We start from the raw sequence: 17516 nt of genomic DNA, 5'->3' as shown, positions 1-17516 counted from the left end.
GGCGTTCGGCGTTCCGCGGCTCGGTCGTCGAGAACGTTAGCGATCGAAAGTGCCGCGATATTTCTCGTCGGCATCCGAACGCGTGTTGATTTCGACGAGAACGCCACCGGGCACCTCGCAGAAAAACCGCGAGCCGCGTTCATGCTTGAACACGCCGGTCTTCATCACGACGCCGGCGCCGGCCATCTGCTCGTAAAGCGCGCGAACCTCGTCGAGAGAAGCTAGCTCGAAGCCGATATGAAAGTTGTGCGGCCACTCGACTGGATGGTCGGCGGCGTCATCGATCACGATGTCGAAGCCGGGGCGTTTCAGAAACCAACTCGTCCCTCGCGCGGCAACCGTACAGCCTAGGTGGTCCTCGAAAAAGGTGGCGGTGGCGCTCACGTCGGATGAAGGGAAGCTTACGTGATTGAGCTTCATGCTGGTAGCGATATCGGTCATGTCGATCTCCGTTGAATCGGATCGCTCGCTGCGTTCCGTACGGAGGATGTTACGAGTAAAAGCTCACATTCCATACTCGCATCGCCCGGCTTGCGCTATCGGCGGCTCAGGCCCGTGCGACGGGCGTTTCCGGACATGCGGCGCCAACTTGCGCGCGGCTTGCTCACGTTTTCTCGCCCGTCGATCAGAGCACGAGCCGATCTTTAGGCCGCCTGCGAGACGAGATCTCGCAGAACGGTTTCCAGTTCCACTTCGCCCTTGACGATGTCGACTGGGTCGCCTTCAAAACAGATCCATCCTTCATTGAACCCGTCGAGCATACGCATACGCGGCAGCGGCTCCTTCATACCTTGGGATCGAAACAGCGCGTCCCACGTTTCGCGCGGCACCGCCTCCGCACGAACCGGGCGACCGAGCACCTGGGCAAATGTCTGCGCCAGATCGTTCGGGCTCACGCGTTGCCCTTCCAACTCGACGACACGCACGCCGCGCCAGTTTTGTAGAAGCAATTGCGCGGCAACGCGGCCGACGTCAGCAGTCGCGACCATCGGCACGGCCTTGTCGAGCGGTTGCAGAAAGCTGGAGATCACTCCGTTGTCCCGCGCCGGCGCAACGTCCCATGCTGCGTTTTCCATGAACCAGCCGGGACGCAAGAAAGTCACGGGCATCGGCAAATCGCGAAGCGCCTGCTCCATCAGCGTAAGTTGCGTGAGCAGATTGGTTTCAGTGGCGTGCGCGCCGATCGTCGACAGGCAAACCACCTTGCCGGGCGCCGCCGACTGAAGCGCACCGCGCACGGCGTCAATGACAACACGCGCTTCGGGAAAGCCGGGCGACGGATCGAACTCCGGCGGCGGCAGAATGAAGACGCCTTGCGTGCCCTCGAAAGCGGCGGTAAGCGACGCCGCGTCGTCCATGTTGGCGGTCACCACTTCACATCCGCGTTCAGCCCACGAACGTGCCCGGGTGGCATCGCGTACAACCGCGCGCACCGGCTGGCCCGCGGCGAGCAACGTGCGCGCCACCGCGCCACCGACCTTTCCTGTTATCCCTGTGATTGCATACATTGCAGCTTCTCCTCGCGTAGATAAATAACGTTGAAACGCACTGTCGGGATGGATTGTGGGCAAACGCGATGAGAAACTAAATGACACGAATGACACTTGTGAAGTGACTCGTGGTTACTAATGCGGCATAGTGCGGTTTTGACGCACTGTGCGGAGGCAGCCAATGGCCAGGATGCAGCGCCCATGAGATCGTCCAGCGAGAATCTCTCTAGCGGTATCAGCGTATTTGCCGCTGTCGTCGATGCGGGGACGTTCGCGGCCGCTTCCGAATTGATGGGTATGTCGCCGCCCGGCGTCAGCCGCGCCATCGCTCGACTCGAAAAGCGGCTCAAAACACGGCTCTTCAATCGGACGACTCGCGCCGTTTCCCTCACTGAAGAGGGCCGGCGCTTCTACGAGCAGGTCATGCCGCACTTGCGGGGCATGGAGGAAGCGGCCGCAGCCGCGGCAGGAGGCGCCGCGACAGTGCGCGGGAAGCTTCGCATCAATCTCGACCCGGTTTTCTCGCGAATCATTCTGGGCCCGAAGCTCGACGAATTCATGGATGCGCACCCTGAGCTCGAACTCGAACTCATCGCCAGAGATCAGCTCGGCGATCTCGTCATGGACGGCTTCGATCTTGCCTTGCGATTCGGCGAACCTCGCTCATCCAGCCTGATTGCGCGAAAGCTCCTCGACACCGCGGTGGTCACCGTCGCATCGCCCTCGTACCTCGCTCGCCGGGGGCGGCCGGCGGAGCCTCAGGAACTGGGACTCGGGATACACAGGTGTCTTGAATTCCGGAACCCGGATACCGGCAAACCGTATCCGTGGGAGTTTCATCGCAAGCGCAAGAAGATCGTTGTCGAGACGAATGGACGGCTTACGGTGAACGATCCAAGCGCGCTCCTCAACGCGTGCCTGGCCGGCTCCGGCGTCGCGCAGATGCTTCTGCTCGGAGGCGAGCATCTGATCCGGGAGGGGCGGCTCGTCAACCTGTTCCCGGACTGGCCGGACGAGCGCTTCCCGCTCTATGCGTATCATCCGTCGCGGCACCACACGCCGGCCAGGACAAGAGTATTTCTCGACTTTATCGTCGCGTTGACGAGAACGGGTTAGAAAGCTGACGACAGACGCGAAACGACGCCCGATGGCTCAATCGAATTGCCGATTCTTGGCTCTACCGACTAAGCCGTGCGCGGGGTATCGTGAGCGTCGTTCCTCATGGAGACGCCTATGCCCGCCTCGCTTCGCTTCGTTCACCTCGACACGCCCGAGTTACTGCTTCCCGCATTCGACATCATGCGTCAGTTGCGCCCGCATCTCACCGACGCGCACGCGTTCGCCACGCAGGTGGCCAGACAGCATGCCGAGGGCTATCGCCTGCTCGCTGCGTCCGACGCGAGCGGCATCGTCGGCCTCGCCGGTTATCGCACCCTGACCAATCTGCTGTACGGCCGCTTCGTCTATGTCGACGATCTCGTGGTGGATGGCAAGCTGCAGCGTGACGGCATCGGCGCGCAACTGCTCGGCGCGGTACGGCAGATTGCGCGCGAAGCCGGTTGCGCGCAATTCGTGCTCGACACGGGTTTGCACATGCCGCTTGCGCAGCGCTTCTATTTCCGCAATGGGCTGCTCGCGCGAGGCATGCACTTCGTCGAACCGCTCGCCCCTCTTTCCCCTGCTGGCGCGTTCACCTCATGAGAATCTTGCTGATCAATGCCAGCCCGCATGGTGAAGCGAGCCACGGCTATCGTTTGGCCGACGAAATCGTCGGCATGCTGCACGGGCACGCCGCACCCGCCGCCTCGGCCATTACCGTGGTCGAGCGCGACCTGGCGGCCGCGCCGCTGCCGCCGATCGCCCGCGATTACGCCCGCGCCGTTACGTCGCGCACGCCGGATACGGCGCATTTCGATGTCTCCGAGCAACTGATCGGTGAAATCGAAACCACGGATGCGCTCATCATCAACACGCCGATGCACAACTTCACAGTGCCGGCAGCGCTCAAGCTGTGGATCGATTACACGCTGCGCATTCATCGCACGTTCGCCTCGACGCCGGACGGCAAGGTTGGACTGATGCGCGACCGGCCGACCATCGTCATCGTCGGTTCGGGCGGTGTGCATAGCGGTGAACGCGCGCGGCAGCCTGATTTCCTGACGCCATATCTGCGCTACGCGCTTGGATCGATCGGCATCCACAGTGTGCAGTTTCTTCTTTTGCAGGGGCTTGTGATGGGCGAAGCGACGGTGGCCGAAGCGCTCGATGCGGCGCGCGTCCAGCTTGCCAGCGAAGCAGTGTTCACCTCGCTTGCCTCGCAAGCGTCCGAATGCGCGAGGACGGTGGTGGGTAGCGCTGCACGGAGCGCATAGGGCATGGCGCACGCCGGACGAAATGCGATGCCAAAGCGTTTCTGCCGGCTCGTGCGAAAGCGTGCCGTGCCGCGTTGTGTCTATTCGAAACAGGGACACCTGTCCCGTGCTTCAACCGTCCAGACACGCGCGCAACGTTCGCGCGAGACGGCCCGCTTCATCGGCATCGGCGATGTTCGCGAAGCCCATCACCAGGCCGCGCCGCGTACGCCGCGCCCGGCTACTCGCGTGCCAGATCGAAAGCGGCAGCACCGCGAGCCCCGCCTCGCGCGCACGCGCGGCGACGGCGACATCGTCGACCGGGCCATCGGGGCCTTCGGCGAACTGCACCGCGAACTGAATTCCACCCGGCGGCAAATCGACGATCAGCCGTTCACCAAACGCCTGCTCCAACGCATGCACGATCAGTACGCGCCGCTCGGCGTACAACGCACGCATGCGCTTCAGATGCCGCGCAAAATGCCCCTGCGCAATGAAATCCGCCACTGACGCCTGCAACAACGTCGGCGACCCGGCGTTCATGCTGTGCGCCACCTTCCCGACGCGCTCGACCGCGCGCTCCGGCACCACCACATATGCAAGCCGCAATCCCGGAAACATCACCTTGCTGAACGTGCCGCAATAGATTACGCGATCGCGCCGGTCGAGACTCTTTAAAGCCGGCAATGGCCGGCCCAGATAACGGAACTCGCTGTCGTAGTCGTCTTCGATGATCCAGCGGGAAGCCTTCCCTGCCCACTCCAGCAGCGCCATGCGTCGTGCGAGCGACAGCGTGTGCCCGAGCGGGCTCTGATGCGACGGCGTGACCACGGCGAAGCGCGCCTGCGCATCCAGCAGCGTGCCGCGCTTGACGTCGATGCCTTCGCCATCCACCGGCACCGGCACGAGCTGCACGCCGGTCTCGGTCAGAAAATCGCGCGCGAGCAGATAGCCGGGATCCTCGAACCACACGCGATCGTCCGCGCGGGCGAGACTGCGCAACACGAGTTCGAGCGTCGCGCGGTAGCCGCCGGTGACGAACACCTGTTCCGGCAAACAGGTCACGCCGCGCGACAGCCCGAGATACGTGGCGATATGTTCGCGCAGCGGCCGGTAGCCGGACGGATCCGGATACGCCAGCATCGCGCGTTCACCGCTGCGCGCACGCTGTGCAACGAGCCGGTTCCATACCTTGCGCGGAAATGCGTCGAGCGCGGGCAGCCCCGGCTGCAACGGCCGCGGCTCGCCGCTCATGGCGACCGTGAGGGCCGCCTGGCGCGGCGCCGCTCGACCACCGCGCGGTTCAGGCGACGGCTGCGGCGCGTCTGCGCCCGCAGTGCCTTGCCTGGCGCGCGCGGCCTGAACGCCTTGCGCCCGCGACGAGCGCGTCACCGAGGCCGGCAGCGACGCCGATACGAACGTGCCCGCCGCGCCGCGCATCTGCAGGTAGCCCTCGTCGACGAGAATCGTGTAGGCGAGTTCAACGGTGCCACGGGCTGTGTTCAACTGCGTGGCGAGACCGCGAAGCGCGGGCACGCGATCGCCGGGACGCAGATGCCCCGCGGCGATCGCGGTTCTGAAACGCTCGCAGATCTGCAGATAGATCGGCAACTGCTGCCGCCGGTCGATTTCAATGGTCAAAGCGGGCGTTGGAACGGTCATGACAGTCTCGCGGACAAGGGAAGCAGCAAACGGTTTGTACTAGTTGGATCGTCGATTCTTGGCACTTTCCCATCGACCATGATTCTTCCACAATGGCCTCACGCGATGAGACGGCGGCGAACCATTTCGCGCGATACGACACTCGCCGGGCGCCCCGCGTTCATTTACGCTCATCTGGAGAATTTGCCATGAAAATCGTCGTAATCGGTGGGTCCGGCCTGATCGGATCGCGTCTTGTCACGCTGCTGGGCGAAGCGGGCCATGAAGCGCTCGCCGCGTCGCCGCGTACCGGTGTCAACGCTGTGACCGGCGAGGGCCTGAACAACGCGCTGGTGGGCGCGGACGTTGTCGTGGATGTGACAAACGCGCCGTCATGGGAGCCGCAGGCGGTACTCGACTTCTTCCGCACGTCGGCGCGCAATCTTGGCAGGGCCGAAGCGGCTGCGGGAGTGCGCCACCACGTGGCGCTCTCCATCGTCGGCTGCGACCGCTCACCGAAGAACGCGTATTTCGCTGCCAAGGTCGCGCAGGAGGAATTGATCCGCGCAGCCGGCGTGCCGTACACGATCGTGCGCGCGACGCAGTTCATGGAGTTCATCGGCGGTATCGCGGATTTCAGCACGGTCGACGGCACGGTGCGTATCGGCGAAGGATTGTTTCAGCCCATCGCCGTGGACGATGTCGTGGCCAACCTCGCGCAGGTCGCGCTCGCTGCGCCGCAAAACGGCACGGTCGAGATTGCCGGCCCGGACCGCGCACCCTTCGCGGAGATCGTCTCGCGTTATCTGAAGTCGGTAGGCGACGCGCGCCCGGTGGTGACGGATCGCGATGCGCTGTATTACGGCGACCGCGTCGAGGAACAATCGCTCGTGCCGCTCGGCGATGCACGGATTGGCCGCGTCAGTCTCGACCAGTGGCTCGCGCGCGCAAAGAACGGTTGATTGCAGGTTTAAGCGAAACCTGAATCAACGTGTCCGCCTTTCATGCTGATCGGAGCGGTTGGTCCGATCGGCTTCGAAACCGAATGAAAAATTTTCTGGGTCAAGCATGAGCAAGTCGCACAAGGTTGTCGTCGTTACCGGCGCGTCGCAAGGCATCGGCGCCGAAGTCGTCACGGCGTTTCGCAAGCTCGACTATCGCATTGTCGCGAACTCACGGTCGATCAAGCCGTCCGACGACCCGAACATCCTCTGCATCGCCGGCGATATTGGCGACCCGGCAACCGCCCGTCGCGTCATTACCGAAGGTGTCGCGCGATTTGGCCGGATCGACACGCTGGTGAACAACGCCGGCATTTATATCGGCAAGCCTTTCACCGAACACACCGTGCAAGACTACGCCGCGGTGGTGAACGTGAATATGACGGGCTTTTTCCACATCACGCAGCTCGCCATCGCCGAAATGGAAAAGCATTCGAGCGGCCACGTGGTCAGCGTCACCTCCAGCACCGCCGACAATGCGATCAGTGGCGGCTACTCGGTACTGGCAGCCCTGACGAAGGGTGGCCTGAACGCCGCCACGAAGTCGCTGGCGATCGAGTACGCGAGGAAAGGGATTCGCGTGAACGCCGTCGCACCGGGGATCATCAAGACGCCGATGCATGCGCTGGAAACCCATGAAGCGCTGGGCGCCTTCCATCCACTCGGGCACATGGGCGAGACGAGCGATATCGCCGATGCGATTCTGTTCCTCGATTCCGCACCGTTCATTACGGGAGAGATCCTGCACGTTGACGGCGGCCAGAGCGCCGGTCGTTAAGCTCATTGGGCACCGCAAACGCGGTGCCCTTTTGTTTTGCTGCCCGCTCCCTTGAGCCGGCCTCAGTCCAGCAATCCGCCGACGCAGAAAAAAGACATAGCGAATTTCGCTCACTTCCCTTGACATCCGTTTAGATGATGACTAACATCTAAATCAACAGGTCGTCTCGGAGCCAGCACCATCATGAGGAAATCGAGGGTCGAAACCGCCGAAACCCGGCGTCGAATCGTCGACGTGGCAGCCCGCAAGTTTCAGCTCAACGGCATCAACGCGACGGGCCTGGCCGACGTCATGTCTGAAGCCGGGCTCACACACGGTGGCTTTTACCGGCACTTCGAATCCAAAGATCAGCTGGTTGCCGAAGCCTGCGCAACCGCGGCGACCAACATCGTCGCTACGCTGGAAGAAGCGGCCAGCGAGAGCGACGTCGAAGATGGTTTTCGGGCCATCGTCGAGCGATATGTATCAACCGGTCACCGCGACAACGTCTCGGGCGGCTGCCCGCTTGCGGGAATGGGCAGCGAGTTGTCGCACGGCGACGAGAACACTCGTGCGGCCGCCTCTCAAGGCTTCCGCGAGCTCGTTGAGGTCGTAGCGAAGCGCCTGGATCCTCAGCGGTCTGAGTCAACGGAATCGAAGGCCGTCTTTGCGGTAACGGCGATGATCGGCGCCATCACCATGGCCCGGATTCTCACGGACAGCGACGCTTCGGCATCGGTTCTGCAGCAAGTCAAACAACATCTCGACGCGATCTAGGCGATTGGCAATCCCGACCATCGCTTAAACATTTATCCGTTTGTGTGCATATACACATAAAGAAGAAAGACCTACATGTCGCTGCCAGATCAGGCATCGATATGCGCCGCCCCCGGCACTCGCCAAGAGTGCGCATACCTTGAGAATGGAGCATCGACATCATGCAACAACGCAACTATCTGGTAACAGCGGCCGCTGGCAAGACTGGCGTGCACACCGTCCGTCACCTTCTTGAAGGCGGTCACGGCGTTCGCGCCCTTGTCCACCGCGAGGACGAAAGAAGCGCAGCGCTTCAGAAGGCCGGCGCCGAGGTCATCGTGGGCGATCTTCTGGAACACGACGATGCGATACGCGCCACGGAAGGCGTTTCGGGTGCCTACCTCTGCTATCCCGTGCGTCCCGGGTTCATTCAGGCAACCGCATACTTCGCGGACGCGGCGCGGCGCGCAAATCTCGACGTCGTGGTGAACATGTCGCAGATTTCCGCTCGCGAAGACTCGAAGAGTCACGCAGCCCGCGATCACTGGATCGCAGAACGTGTTCTGGACTGGTCGGGCGTGCCGACCGTGCACCTCCGTCCGACATTCTTCTCGGAATGGCTGACGTTTCCGTGGGTGCGCGACTCCATCGTGAAAGAAGGAAAGATTGCGCTTCCTTACGGCAACGGACGCCATGCACCGATCTCCGCCGAAGACCAGGCGCGAGTGATCGCCGCGATTCTCGCTCAGCCCTCAACGCATATCGGCAAGACGTATCCGCTGTTTGGCCCTGTCGAACTCAGCCAGCAAGAGATCGCCGACGCAGTCGGCAAGGTGTCGGGCCGCAAAGTCGTCTACAGCCCGACAAGCATCGAGGACTATCGCAAGCACCTGGAAACATACGGTCTGCCCGAATTCATGATCCAGCATTTTCTGGAAGTGGCAATCGACTACCAGAACGGCATCTTCGCCGGTACCAACGACGTGATCGAAAACATCACCGGACAAGCGCCGCAAACAATCGACGCATTTGTCGCCGCCAATCACGAGGCGTTCCAGTAAGCGCATCGCTCAGCCTGAATCGTTAGAAGGAACCGTTATCATGAAACTCAGTGGAAATACGATCTTCATCACCGGCGGCACCTCGGGTATCGGCCGTGCACTTGCAGAGGCGTTTCATCGTAAAGGCAACAAGGTGATCGTCAGCGGACGCCGCAAGGCCTTGCTGGATGACGTCGCCAACGCAAATCCGGGCATCGACACGGTAGTGCTCGATGTCGACGACCCAGCGCAAATTCAAAGTGTCGCGAATGAGTTGATCACGAAATATCCGTCGCTCAATGTCGTCATCAACAATGCGGGAATCATGCCGTTTGACGATGTAAGCGGCCCCTTCGACGACGCGCAGGCGGTGCATTTAATCAGCACCAATCTGCTTGGACCCGCGCGGATCAGCGGTGCATTTGTCGAACACCTCAAGACACGACCGGCGGCGGTCATCATCAACAATAGCTCGGTTGTCGCGTACATTCCGATCGCAACGGCGGCACTCTACTCGGCAACCAAGGCCGCCATTCACTCGTACTCGCTTTCTCAGCGTTTTGCGTTGCGCGAGACTTCCGTTCGCGTGTTGGAGATTACTCCGCCTTGGGTCGACACGGACCTTGTGCATAAGAGCGGCGATCCGCGAGCGATGCAAGTCGAGCCGTTCATCGCGGAGATAATGGCGCTTCTCGAAAGCGCGACGACCGAAGTCGTCGTAGAAGCCGCCAGGCAGTTGCGGACCAGTGCGGGGCCGAACGAGCACGGCGTCGTGGATTATTTTAATCAGATGATTTTAGATAATCCGCTGCCGACTTCCTGAGGGATGTTCTATCCGCAGCCCGCGACGTGGCGCGCCGACACGGCCGCCGCGATTTGCGCCGCTCACTCGTCAACGACGTTATCTACATCCCACGATGAATGGTGCCAGCAGCGCGCGTGGCTTTTGGAAAACGTCACGAGATGATGGTCACGTTTGTGCGCTGTGTGCCTGTAGCCGATCTACGCTTCAACAATCGTCGCGTCAAAGTCTTCATCGACGAAAGCGACGAGAAACTCTTCCGGCATCAGCCACGAATCGACGCTGACCGTCTTCGTATCAATGTCCACGTTGACCTTCGCGTCAGCGTCGACGCTCCTCATTGCATGTTCGAGACCCGGAATATCGTCGGAGCGAATTTCATCTTTAACCGAGAATTTCATTTTTCACTTCTCCAGTAGATAACGTTTATTCACTGCCGCCTCTACCTGTTTCGCGTTCGACGAAACTTCGCGGCGAGCGAGCGTCTTGCCACATCAGTTTGTTGTCCGCACCATTCGTCTTTCTATGCTTCATGGTCCGACACAACCGAATGTAGGCGCCTCGCCTCAAGTTTCGAATACCCGCACCGTACAAACAGTCTTGCGCAGCGGGAACAAATCGATAATCAAGCGCTTCCCATCACTTTCCGTGTATTCATTGCGTTGATTGCTGGCTGCGCTTGAGCCACGATAAATCCCCACCGAGATCGCGGTCCGCCACTATGGTGCAACCCGATCGCGCTCACCCAGGAAAATTTTGTGAATATTGCCCGGATACACCCAGTCGCGAGCCTGACGCTCGATGAGATCCATAAATGCGGGCGGACCACTGCAGTAGATCTGAGTTTTCGCCTGCGCTGGGCTTATCGCGTGAGAAGTTGCCTGCTCCAGTCGGTCAACATCCAGACCAAAATGGTGATAAACCCTGCTTTCGCTTTTGAGCGCGTCTAGCTCTTTTCGAAAGACTGCACGCTCAGGAGACCGGGCAAAGTTGTGCAACTCGAATTTCTGTCCCGCCAACGCCAGCCGTTTCGCGATCCCTGCGATCGACGCAGCGCCAACACCTCCCGCAAACAGCAACGATTGTGTACGACCGTCCAAAATAACCGTAGGACTGCGTGTCGTCACGATGAACGCCTCGTCGCCTTGACTCAAAGAAATGTCTGCTGTTTTCGCGTCCGTGTCGCCATCGTCGTGTCTCACGGCAATGACGTATGCACGCGGCCGAGAAGTAAAACGGCACAGGGGATATATTTTCTCTTTGCAGATGACATCGTCGCGAACAAGTGTGACGCAAGATCCATCGTCAAACGACGGAAGCTCCGATTTGCATCTGGTTTGAAGTTCAACGGCGTGATAACTCTCGGCAAGTTGCCATTTCCGTGTAACGACGACTGAGAGGAATTTGTCGTGCATGTCTTCTCCAATAGGACCTTCGCCTCCCTCGAGCGGAAGTTCGTCGGTGTATGGATTGCATGAGATGGCCGGTCCAGCAAACTGCTGGAGGGTGGTTGAACGTCAGATTCAGGTTAGGGCGGAAGGCAGTCACCAGCAAGGCGTTCAACGCGAATACCACCTATATAACCACGCTGATAAAGGGTAGCCGTTGGCTCAGTGCAGCAGATGGTCCCGCTGGCCGACCTGGCGAAACTGCGCGGTCGGCACTGACTGAGCGGCGCCTCCACCCGTACCGGACACCATCCCACAAAGCGTACCGGTACTGTACCGGCAACCCTCGCTAGAATGCTCCAACGTCCTTTCGACCGACACCGGAGCTTGCCATGTCATACCTCAGTCTCAGCGCGCTGCCCGCCGGCATCCTGTTCGCGCTCGTCACCACCATCACGCCCGGTCCGAATAACACGATGTTGCTGGCCTCCGGGGTGAATTTCGGATTTCGGCGCACGTTGCCGCATCTGTCCGGTATCAGCGCCGGCGTCGTGCTGTTGATGCTATCGGTCGGGATCGGTCTGGGCGAAGCCTTCGTGCATTTTCCCGTGCTATACACGGTGCTCGAGGTCGCGAGCGTCGCTTATCTGCTGTACCTCGCGTGGAAGATCGGCACCTCGGGCGAGTTGAAGATGAAGAAAGGCGAGCGCCGGCCCATGAAGTTCTACGAAGCAATCGCCTTCCAATGGGTCAATCCGAAAGCATGGATGATGGTGCTGACTGCCGCCACGACGATCCATCTCAGCGAGAGCTACAGCATGAACGCCATCGCGATGGCGGTGATTTTCTACGTGATCGGCTTTCCGTGCATCTGCCTGTGGGCGGGTTTCGGCACCGCCATGCGGCAGGTGCTGTCGGATCCGAAGCGGCTGCGCATCTTCAATGTGGCGATGGCGCTGCTGCTGGTGCTGTCGCTGTATCCGATCGCGCTGAAGCTGATCGGGCAGAGCGCGTGAACGTGACGGCGATGGTCCGCATGCCACGACGTTAGCATGCGGACTCCTCGCTAGAAATGATCGACGGCTGCACAGCCAATCGAATTCGACCGTAACGCGCGACACGGCTGGCTCAGCATCTCATTGTCTAGCCAGCCAAACCTCGAGCTGGCCCGCTTTGACGTTGGGCGCCTTCGCCCTGATGGCGTCTACCTTGCCGTACTGGGCACCCAGCAATTCAGCCACATGCTCCGCTCCGGCCTGGTCGGCGTCCTGGAAGTACTTGACGATCGACCGGTCCGGCGTTTTGGCAAGAGACTCAACGCCGTTCGCAACCGGCAGGCCGGCCTTCTTTAGAATGTCCTTCGCCTTATCGCCCACGCTCCGATTGTCAGCCGTATTCTGCTGTATGTAGATGATGGAAGGACCACTCGTACTGGCTGGCGCCGAGGGTCGCGGGGGCGGTGCGGGGGCTGCGGGCGAAGCGCTGGCGGTGAGCGCCGGGGTCGTTGCCGGCGCGTGAACCAGTTCCAGAATCTGCAGGAATTCTATTGGCTGTGCGTCCGTAATGCCCAGCGTGGCTTTTCCCCCGTCGGCGTTGATATCGAAAGTCGCGATTTTCTTGACTCCTGCTTTCACCAACCCGCTTGTATCAACGGTTGTGGAAAAGGCCCGTTTCCCCGACACGTATCCGCGAACAACATATAAATCGTCTCCGGCAGATGCCAGCGCACTGGCGCACTTTGGCTCCGCGAGTCCCTCCTTGAAGCTACTCTCCGATACCACCTGCAGTTGCGCATCGAGAATGGAAAATGAGAATGACGACGCGTTCGAGAGTTTCACATCGAACGACGCAAGTGCTTGAATGAGCGAACTATCCAGCCCGACGTCCCCCGCTATCGACTTGCTGATCTGGTAGGTGGTGAATACACTCGGCATCCCATTCTTGGGCGGCGTCGAAAACTGGCAGGACGAATCGTTGTAGGGAAGCCAGGGACCATGCGTTCGATAGACGGACCCGATGCCACTTTCCGTCGTCGTAACAAATATCTGCGTCGTGGAGCCCGTTGCGGGAACGTGCAGCACGTTGCGCACGCGCTCGGCCAGCCCTTCGTTCAACACATCGTAATTCGCTACGGCCGCGACATCCGAATGTTCGTTTGCCTCCTGAGTCGCGGGCGTTTTCGAGCAGGCAGTTGTTAGCAGTCCGATGGCAATGAAGACGGCGTAGCAGCGTGGACTGGCTTGATTCATTGAGCGCTCCCTTCCGCTTTTCTCCGAGGCAATCATAGTCTCCGTGCGAGCAAATTTAAAGCCTTCGCGGCGCCGGCTTCGATCGACCTGCGGTGCGCAGGATCATCGCAAACTCGAATCTCCCCATTCCCACGATTCCGGGTGACGCCTGAATGGCTCCCCGAATCAGGGCTTCAGTATGTGCGGTACAGCACATAGTCCGAACACTACCGCTCAGGAAAAGTACTTACGGCTGTCCTCTGTTTATTGACCTATCGTTCCTTTCATTCTTCTGCGGGGTCGCTGAAAAGTGGCCTACAGGCGAGGCATGAAAGTCCGGACAGCAACCCGGACATTTGCTTCGGCATCCTGTATTCAAGATCGATGATCCGGCTGGATAGTAGTCAAGCTCGATCCAGGGTTTTCTTCTCGCAGCAAGGTCGACGCTAACCGGCTACCACGTGAACTTTGCATATCGTTGAACGGACGACCCTGCCTGTATCGCGGCATTCCGCACGGGCCGCATGGGTGTCCAAGGTTATTTGATTGCGCTGTCCGCAGGCACCTTCCTCGAGCAGGACAGGGTTCCGACGGTCGCCAGCGCATGGAGAAACGCCATGCAAATTGTCCGTTACTTCATCCTGGCAGCGCTTGCGCTATTCCTCTTCAATCCCAATCCCTGTTGGGCGCAGACCGACAAATCAGCCACCGATGCAGCAGCATCTCAAGCGGCAGGGTCAACGCCTGAGGCCGCCAGCGTGCCTACGGTCGTCGTCAGCCGCGCGTACTTGATGAGCGTGCTCAACGCAAGCGACGTCAAGGGTGCACCATCCGATGTCACTCTGCCCCGGGATCAACTGATGCGTCTGCAGGGCAGCGCCACCGGCGTTGAGCAGAGCAGGCTCATCAAGGAACTCATTTACTGGAGCTTCCTGTTCGTCACGGTTGGCCTGGTCATTATTCTCATAGTGGCCGCACTCGTGCGCACCGCATTCTGGAGGCACGCTGCTGAACTGGGACCGCAAAAATGGCGCGATCATCTCCTGCAGCTTCCGCTGGGAGCGCCGGAAGGCAGTATCCGTGCACTGTTATCGCTCTTCGTTGTTACGTTCGGGATCATTGCATTGGCTCTGCAAAAATATCTCGACATCAGCAGCCCGGAAGCATTGACGAGTTTCGTCACGGCCGTCATAACCTTTTACTTCACGTCGCGTGCAAGCGAGCAGGCTCGCAAGGCAGCACTCATTTCTCAGGAAACGCTGAGCGACACGGTGGACAAGAACAATGTGGCGCTCCAGCAGGCCAATAAAACCGCCGTCGACGCACAGCAAAACGCCGTCGACAAACTGCACGACGTCTCGAAAGAGGTTCTCAAAAATTCGGCCGATGCCACCAATACAGCGCTCGAAACAGTCTCGCGCTCATACGATCAAGCTGCAGCCGCAAACCTTACGGGCGACTCGGGAGACGTCGTTGCAACGCTCACGTCCAAACGCGATCAGTTGCAGAACATTCAGCAAATAGCTCGCGCGGTGGACGGGCTCGGTCTCGGCACGGACATCCTGCCGCGTGTCGCCGACACGGTATCGTCCATACAGGGTCTGCTGGACACGATCAACCCGCTGCTGACCTCGAAGCCGGACGCCGCCACGGTCACCAAGGTCCTGGGCGACGTCAGTACGAAACTACCCGCGCTCGCGGCAACGGGATTACCCGGCGTGCTCGCGGAAGCCACGGCGGTTCTCGGCGACGTTGCCGGTCTGGTACTCGCCGGTCTGCCGGCAGGCCCCGTCGGCATCGTCGGCGGTATTCTCGTTTCGGCTATTCGGCTGGCGAGCGACGCTCCCAAGATGGCGCAATTCAAAGGCGCACTGCTGGGCCAGCCCTTCGACCCCGTGCTGCTGCCGTCCACGACTGACCCGTCCGTCGCACAGGCGGCGCTGGAAAGCGCGCCACTCATGCTGGAGCATTTCGCCAACGCGGACGACCCGGCGAGAATGAAATTGATGGGACTTGCCATCCGGAAGAAACCGGACGGCACGCTATACACCTCGGATGAACTTGCCGCGCTTTGCGCCACGGAAGTCGGCAACGGAACATCGGCGGAGTTGCCGCCAAGGAGTACGGAATCTATCTCGAACGAGGAACTGACCCAGGCATTCGACCAGTATCGGGGAGCGCTCGTCCATCTGGGCGCGCTCGCTCAGCTAGCCGGCAGTGTGGCGATTTCTCTTCCGGACGATCCGGGCAAGCCCGTATCCATCGACTTCAAATCCATCGTCAATGCGGCGATCCAGGCGTCCGCCAATCCAAAGGCCGCGGCACAGATCGAAAAACTCGTTTTCCTCGGCGAAGCTCTCAGCAAGGCGCACCTCGATCCGGCGAAGACGACTCAACTGGTATTCGATGCGCTCTCGCTTGCCGCCAAGGATGGCCTCGTTCAGGACAAGGAGACTGTCGAATGAGCCCGCACAACGATTCTGCAATGCCCGCTGGAAGAATGCCGGGCCACCTCTATGCGACCCTTTGCGTCGCGGCATTGCTGACAGCGGGGTGTCCACTACCCGACAGGTCCGGCGCAAACAACGGACAGCCGGCAGCGGACACCTCCGCGACGCTACCCTGCAACGACGCTAGCAGGACGTGCACGCAACGTTATATCCAGCGCGCCAGCGGCTGCGCGAGTTCCGCCAACAGCGGCAACAAACAGAATGACGACGCCGCGCGGCAGTGCGCATTGGAAAATTACGGCGCCGCGTTGAAGCATGTTCCAGCTACAGGCGCGGATGACCTTCGTACGGACGCTTTGATCGGCCTCGCGGACTCGCTCAAGGCGATCCGCGATAACGCCGCACCGCAAACGGACAAAACCTCCGTAGTGAAAGCGCTTGATTCGACGATCAGCACGCTCGATACGTCACCCGGAGGCCGCCCCTACGCGCAGTACTTTCGTGCAGATGAACTGACAGTCGCAGGACGTGACGAAAGCTTGCCACAGAACGAGGCCTGCGCTCGCCTGACCCAGGCAAGGAGCACGCTGGCGAACACCGGTACAGATGCGAAATTGAGTGGACGAGTCAATTCATTACGAGATTCCATTGACTTCTTCCTGCAAAAGCGGAGGTGCGAATAATGCCCGACCTGACCAGAAATCTGTGGTTGAGCGCGCCCATGATGCGTGGCGGCGATGTTGCGCAGGCCCAGGACCGGCTGAAACACTTCGGCGCCGTGATTGCAAGTGACGGACTATTCGGCAAAGCCACACGGGACGCCGTGTTCGCCTATCAGCGGCAAAACAATGCGCTGCAGCCTGACGGTGTCATCGGGCGACAGACGTGGGCGGCGCTGTTCGGAAATGCCGACGCGGTTCTGCCTGACCGCGTTGCGTCGGACATTCTGGATAGCTCGGCAAAGAACGCGCTTTCGTCATTTCACCGCCATTACGCGTCGAGTGTGGAATGGCGGCTCGACCCGACAGGGATCGTCATCAACGGTGAAGCGGGCGCCGCATTCGGGAAAGAGGAAACCGCGACCGTCGACACGATCATGAACAATTTCGGCAAGGCTCTGGCGACCGTGCTCAGCAAGGTGCATGTGCCGATAGAACTGGTGATTGCGTGTATCTGCGCCGAGAGCAGCGGCAATCCGTTGGCGGTGAGAAAAGAGAAAGGCTGCAGCACGGTCGACCCGGCGCTGACGCCATCGCGCATTTCGGTCGGGCTCATGCAGACCTTGCTCAGCACAGCGTCGAGCGTGCTGAACGGAGACGTCGGCGTGAGCGAGCTCAAAAACCCGCTGGTGTCGATTGAAGCCGGTGCCACTTACATGTGGCGCCAATCTCGCGAGACCCGTTTCGACCCGCCGCTCGCCGCGTGTGCTTATAACGCGGGAAGTCTGCGTTTCAATGGCAGCCCTAACAATCGATGGAAGCTGGTGCAATACCCGATTGGCACGTCGGCGCACGCGGACCGCTTTATCAGGTTCTTCAATGCGGCAATGAATTCGCAACACGTCACGCAAGCGTTGCAAGGCCTTGGGGACCGCGTCCCAAGCATGCGTTAG

General features: G+C 60.4%; 18 protein-coding genes. 12 read left to right on the top strand and 6 right to left on the bottom strand.

What is annotated here, in order from left to right; all coding sequences use genetic code 11:
- Positions 1-36 precede the first annotated feature (36 nt).
- Positions 37-441 (bottom strand): VOC family protein, encoded by a 405-nt coding sequence (locus ACFSNN_RS06300; RefSeq protein WP_208949537.1) that lies wholly within the window; start codon positions 439-441, stop codon positions 37-39.
- 203 nt (positions 442-644) lie between these two features.
- Complete coding sequence (locus ACFSNN_RS06295; protein WP_134459893.1) at positions 645-1508, bottom strand: NmrA family NAD(P)-binding protein; 864 nt, start codon at positions 1506-1508, stop codon at positions 645-647.
- Between the two features lie 183 nt (positions 1509-1691).
- Between ACFSNN_RS06295 and ACFSNN_RS06290 the strand changes: the two genes are divergently transcribed.
- From ACFSNN_RS06290 to ACFSNN_RS06280, 3 genes are all read left to right on the top strand, one after another.
- Entirely contained in the window at positions 1692-2606 is a 915-nt protein-coding gene (locus tag ACFSNN_RS06290) for a LysR family transcriptional regulator (protein WP_134459896.1), read from the top strand.
- Positions 2607-2723: 117 nt separating this feature from the next.
- Positions 2724-3191 carry a GNAT family N-acetyltransferase gene (locus tag ACFSNN_RS06285; RefSeq protein WP_134459899.1) on the top strand — a complete coding sequence of 156 codons (468 nt, stop codon included), beginning with the start codon at positions 2724-2726 and terminating at the stop codon, positions 3189-3191.
- Positions 3188-3862 carry an FMN-dependent NADH-azoreductase gene (locus tag ACFSNN_RS06280; RefSeq protein ID WP_134459902.1) on the top strand — a complete coding sequence of 225 codons (675 nt, stop codon included), beginning with the start codon at positions 3188-3190 and terminating at the stop codon, positions 3860-3862. The genes ACFSNN_RS06285 and ACFSNN_RS06280 overlap by 4 nt, the downstream gene beginning before the upstream one ends.
- Positions 3863-3973: 111 nt before the next feature.
- On the opposite strand, the gene pdxR is transcribed toward ACFSNN_RS06280, so the two are convergent.
- Complete coding sequence (gene pdxR, locus ACFSNN_RS06275; protein ID WP_134459905.1) at positions 3974-5503, bottom strand: MocR-like pyridoxine biosynthesis transcription factor PdxR; 1530 nt, start codon at positions 5501-5503, stop codon at positions 3974-3976.
- Positions 5504-5691: 188 nt separating this feature from the next.
- On the opposite strand from pdxR, the gene ACFSNN_RS06270 reads away from it, so the two are divergent.
- The 5 genes from ACFSNN_RS06270 to ACFSNN_RS06250 all read left to right on the top strand — a co-directional run bounded on the left by ACFSNN_RS06270 (position 5692) and on the right by ACFSNN_RS06250 (position 9859).
- Complete coding sequence (locus ACFSNN_RS06270) at positions 5692-6444, top strand: SDR family oxidoreductase (RefSeq protein WP_134459908.1); 753 nt, start codon at positions 5692-5694, stop codon at positions 6442-6444.
- Positions 6445-6550: 106 nt separating this feature from the next.
- Positions 6551-7261, top strand: coding sequence for an SDR family NAD(P)-dependent oxidoreductase (locus ACFSNN_RS06265; protein ID WP_134459911.1), 711 nt, complete (start codon positions 6551-6553; stop codon positions 7259-7261).
- Between the two features lie 234 nt (positions 7262-7495).
- Entirely contained in the window at positions 7496-8017 is a 522-nt protein-coding gene (locus ACFSNN_RS06260) for a TetR/AcrR family transcriptional regulator (RefSeq protein WP_446686728.1), read from the top strand.
- 161 nt (positions 8018-8178) lie between these two features.
- Positions 8179-9057, top strand: coding sequence for an NmrA family NAD(P)-binding protein (locus ACFSNN_RS06255; RefSeq protein WP_134459917.1), 879 nt, complete (start codon positions 8179-8181; stop codon positions 9055-9057).
- Positions 9058-9097: 40 nt separating this feature from the next.
- A complete protein-coding gene (locus ACFSNN_RS06250) occupies positions 9098-9859 on the top strand; it encodes an SDR family oxidoreductase (RefSeq protein ID WP_134459920.1) in 762 nt (253 codons plus the stop codon).
- A gap of 179 nt (positions 9860-10038) precedes the next feature.
- Here the strand turns inward: ACFSNN_RS06250 and ACFSNN_RS06245 are convergent, their stop codons facing one another.
- A complete protein-coding gene (locus ACFSNN_RS06245) occupies positions 10039-10239 on the bottom strand; it encodes a copper chaperone (RefSeq protein WP_134459923.1) in 201 nt (66 codons plus the stop codon).
- A 318-nt stretch (positions 10240-10557) separates the two neighbouring features.
- The gene (locus ACFSNN_RS06240) at positions 10558-11253 is read right to left on the bottom strand and encodes a ferredoxin reductase domain-containing protein (protein ID WP_134459925.1); all 696 of its coding nucleotides are present in this window, start codon (positions 11251-11253) and stop codon (positions 10558-10560) included.
- A gap of 365 nt (positions 11254-11618) precedes the next feature.
- Between ACFSNN_RS06240 and ACFSNN_RS06235 the strand changes: the two genes are divergently transcribed.
- Positions 11619-12242, top strand: coding sequence for a LysE family translocator (locus ACFSNN_RS06235; protein WP_012426235.1), 624 nt, complete (start codon positions 11619-11621; stop codon positions 12240-12242).
- A gap of 120 nt (positions 12243-12362) precedes the next feature.
- On the opposite strand, the gene ACFSNN_RS06230 is transcribed toward ACFSNN_RS06235, so the two are convergent.
- On the bottom strand, positions 12363-13475 hold the full coding sequence (locus ACFSNN_RS06230) for a hypothetical protein (protein WP_134459928.1): 1113 nt from the start codon (positions 13473-13475) through the stop codon (positions 12363-12365).
- 503 nt (positions 13476-13978) lie between these two features.
- Between ACFSNN_RS06230 and ACFSNN_RS06225 the strand changes: the two genes are divergently transcribed.
- From ACFSNN_RS06225 to ACFSNN_RS06215, 3 genes are read left to right on the top strand one after another with little or no spacing between them, the layout of a single operon-like run.
- Positions 13979-15919 (top strand): hypothetical protein, encoded by a 1941-nt coding sequence (locus tag ACFSNN_RS06225; protein WP_377689379.1) that lies wholly within the window; start codon positions 13979-13981, stop codon positions 15917-15919.
- The gene (locus ACFSNN_RS06220; RefSeq protein ID WP_134459934.1) at positions 15916-16587 is read left to right on the top strand and encodes a hypothetical protein; all 672 of its coding nucleotides are present in this window, start codon (positions 15916-15918) and stop codon (positions 16585-16587) included. Before ACFSNN_RS06225 ends, ACFSNN_RS06220 begins: the two co-directional genes overlap by 4 nt.
- On the top strand, positions 16587-17516 hold the full coding sequence (locus ACFSNN_RS06215; protein WP_134459937.1) for a transglycosylase SLT domain-containing protein: 930 nt from the start codon (positions 16587-16589) through the stop codon (positions 17514-17516). The genes ACFSNN_RS06220 and ACFSNN_RS06215 overlap by 1 nt, the downstream gene beginning before the upstream one ends.

It is taken from the genome of Paraburkholderia dipogonis, assembly GCF_042680985.1.
Taxonomy (GTDB): Bacteria; Pseudomonadota; Gammaproteobacteria; order Burkholderiales; family Burkholderiaceae; genus Paraburkholderia; species Paraburkholderia phytofirmans.
The sequence above is the reverse complement of the archived record's forward strand: the minus strand, read 5'-3'. Positions and strand labels throughout refer to the sequence as shown.

Bases quoted from the DNA above. Each gene is read 5' to 3' on its own strand.
- ACFSNN_RS06270 (WP_134459908.1), top strand. From the start codon at position 5,692: ATGAAAATCGTCGTAATCGGTGGGTCCGGCCTGATCGGATCGCGTCTT.
- ACFSNN_RS06290 (WP_134459896.1), top strand. From the start codon at position 1,692: ATGAGATCGTCCAGCGAGAATCTCTCTAGCGGTATCAGCGTATTTGCC.
- ACFSNN_RS06225 (WP_377689379.1), top strand. From the start codon at position 13,979: ATGGGTGTCCAAGGTTATTTGATTGCGCTGTCCGCAGGCACCTTCCTC.
- ACFSNN_RS06230 (WP_134459928.1), bottom strand. From the start codon at position 13,475: ATGAATCAAGCCAGTCCACGCTGCTACGCCGTCTTCATTGCCATCGGA.
- ACFSNN_RS06220 (WP_134459934.1), top strand. From the start codon at position 15,916: ATGAGCCCGCACAACGATTCTGCAATGCCCGCTGGAAGAATGCCGGGC.
- ACFSNN_RS06280 (WP_134459902.1), top strand. From the start codon at position 3,188: ATGAGAATCTTGCTGATCAATGCCAGCCCGCATGGTGAAGCGAGCCAC.
- ACFSNN_RS06235 (WP_012426235.1), top strand. From the start codon at position 11,619: ATGTCATACCTCAGTCTCAGCGCGCTGCCCGCCGGCATCCTGTTCGCG.
- ACFSNN_RS06300 (WP_208949537.1), bottom strand. From the start codon at position 441: ATGACCGATATCGCTACCAGCATGAAGCTCAATCACGTAAGCTTCCCT.
- ACFSNN_RS06285 (WP_134459899.1), top strand. From the start codon at position 2,724: ATGCCCGCCTCGCTTCGCTTCGTTCACCTCGACACGCCCGAGTTACTG.
- ACFSNN_RS06215 (WP_134459937.1), top strand. From the start codon at position 16,587: ATGCCCGACCTGACCAGAAATCTGTGGTTGAGCGCGCCCATGATGCGT.
- ACFSNN_RS06255 (WP_134459917.1), top strand. From the start codon at position 8,179: ATGCAACAACGCAACTATCTGGTAACAGCGGCCGCTGGCAAGACTGGC.
- ACFSNN_RS06265 (WP_134459911.1), top strand. From the start codon at position 6,551: ATGAGCAAGTCGCACAAGGTTGTCGTCGTTACCGGCGCGTCGCAAGGC.
- pdxR (WP_134459905.1), bottom strand. From the start codon at position 5,503: ATGACCGTTCCAACGCCCGCTTTGACCATTGAAATCGACCGGCGGCAG.
- ACFSNN_RS06250 (WP_134459920.1), top strand. From the start codon at position 9,098: ATGAAACTCAGTGGAAATACGATCTTCATCACCGGCGGCACCTCGGGT.
- ACFSNN_RS06240 (WP_134459925.1), bottom strand. From the start codon at position 11,253: ATGCACGACAAATTCCTCTCAGTCGTCGTTACACGGAAATGGCAACTT.
- ACFSNN_RS06245 (WP_134459923.1), bottom strand. From the start codon at position 10,239: ATGAAATTCTCGGTTAAAGATGAAATTCGCTCCGACGATATTCCGGGT.
- ACFSNN_RS06295 (WP_134459893.1), bottom strand. From the start codon at position 1,508: ATGTATGCAATCACAGGGATAACAGGAAAGGTCGGTGGCGCGGTGGCG.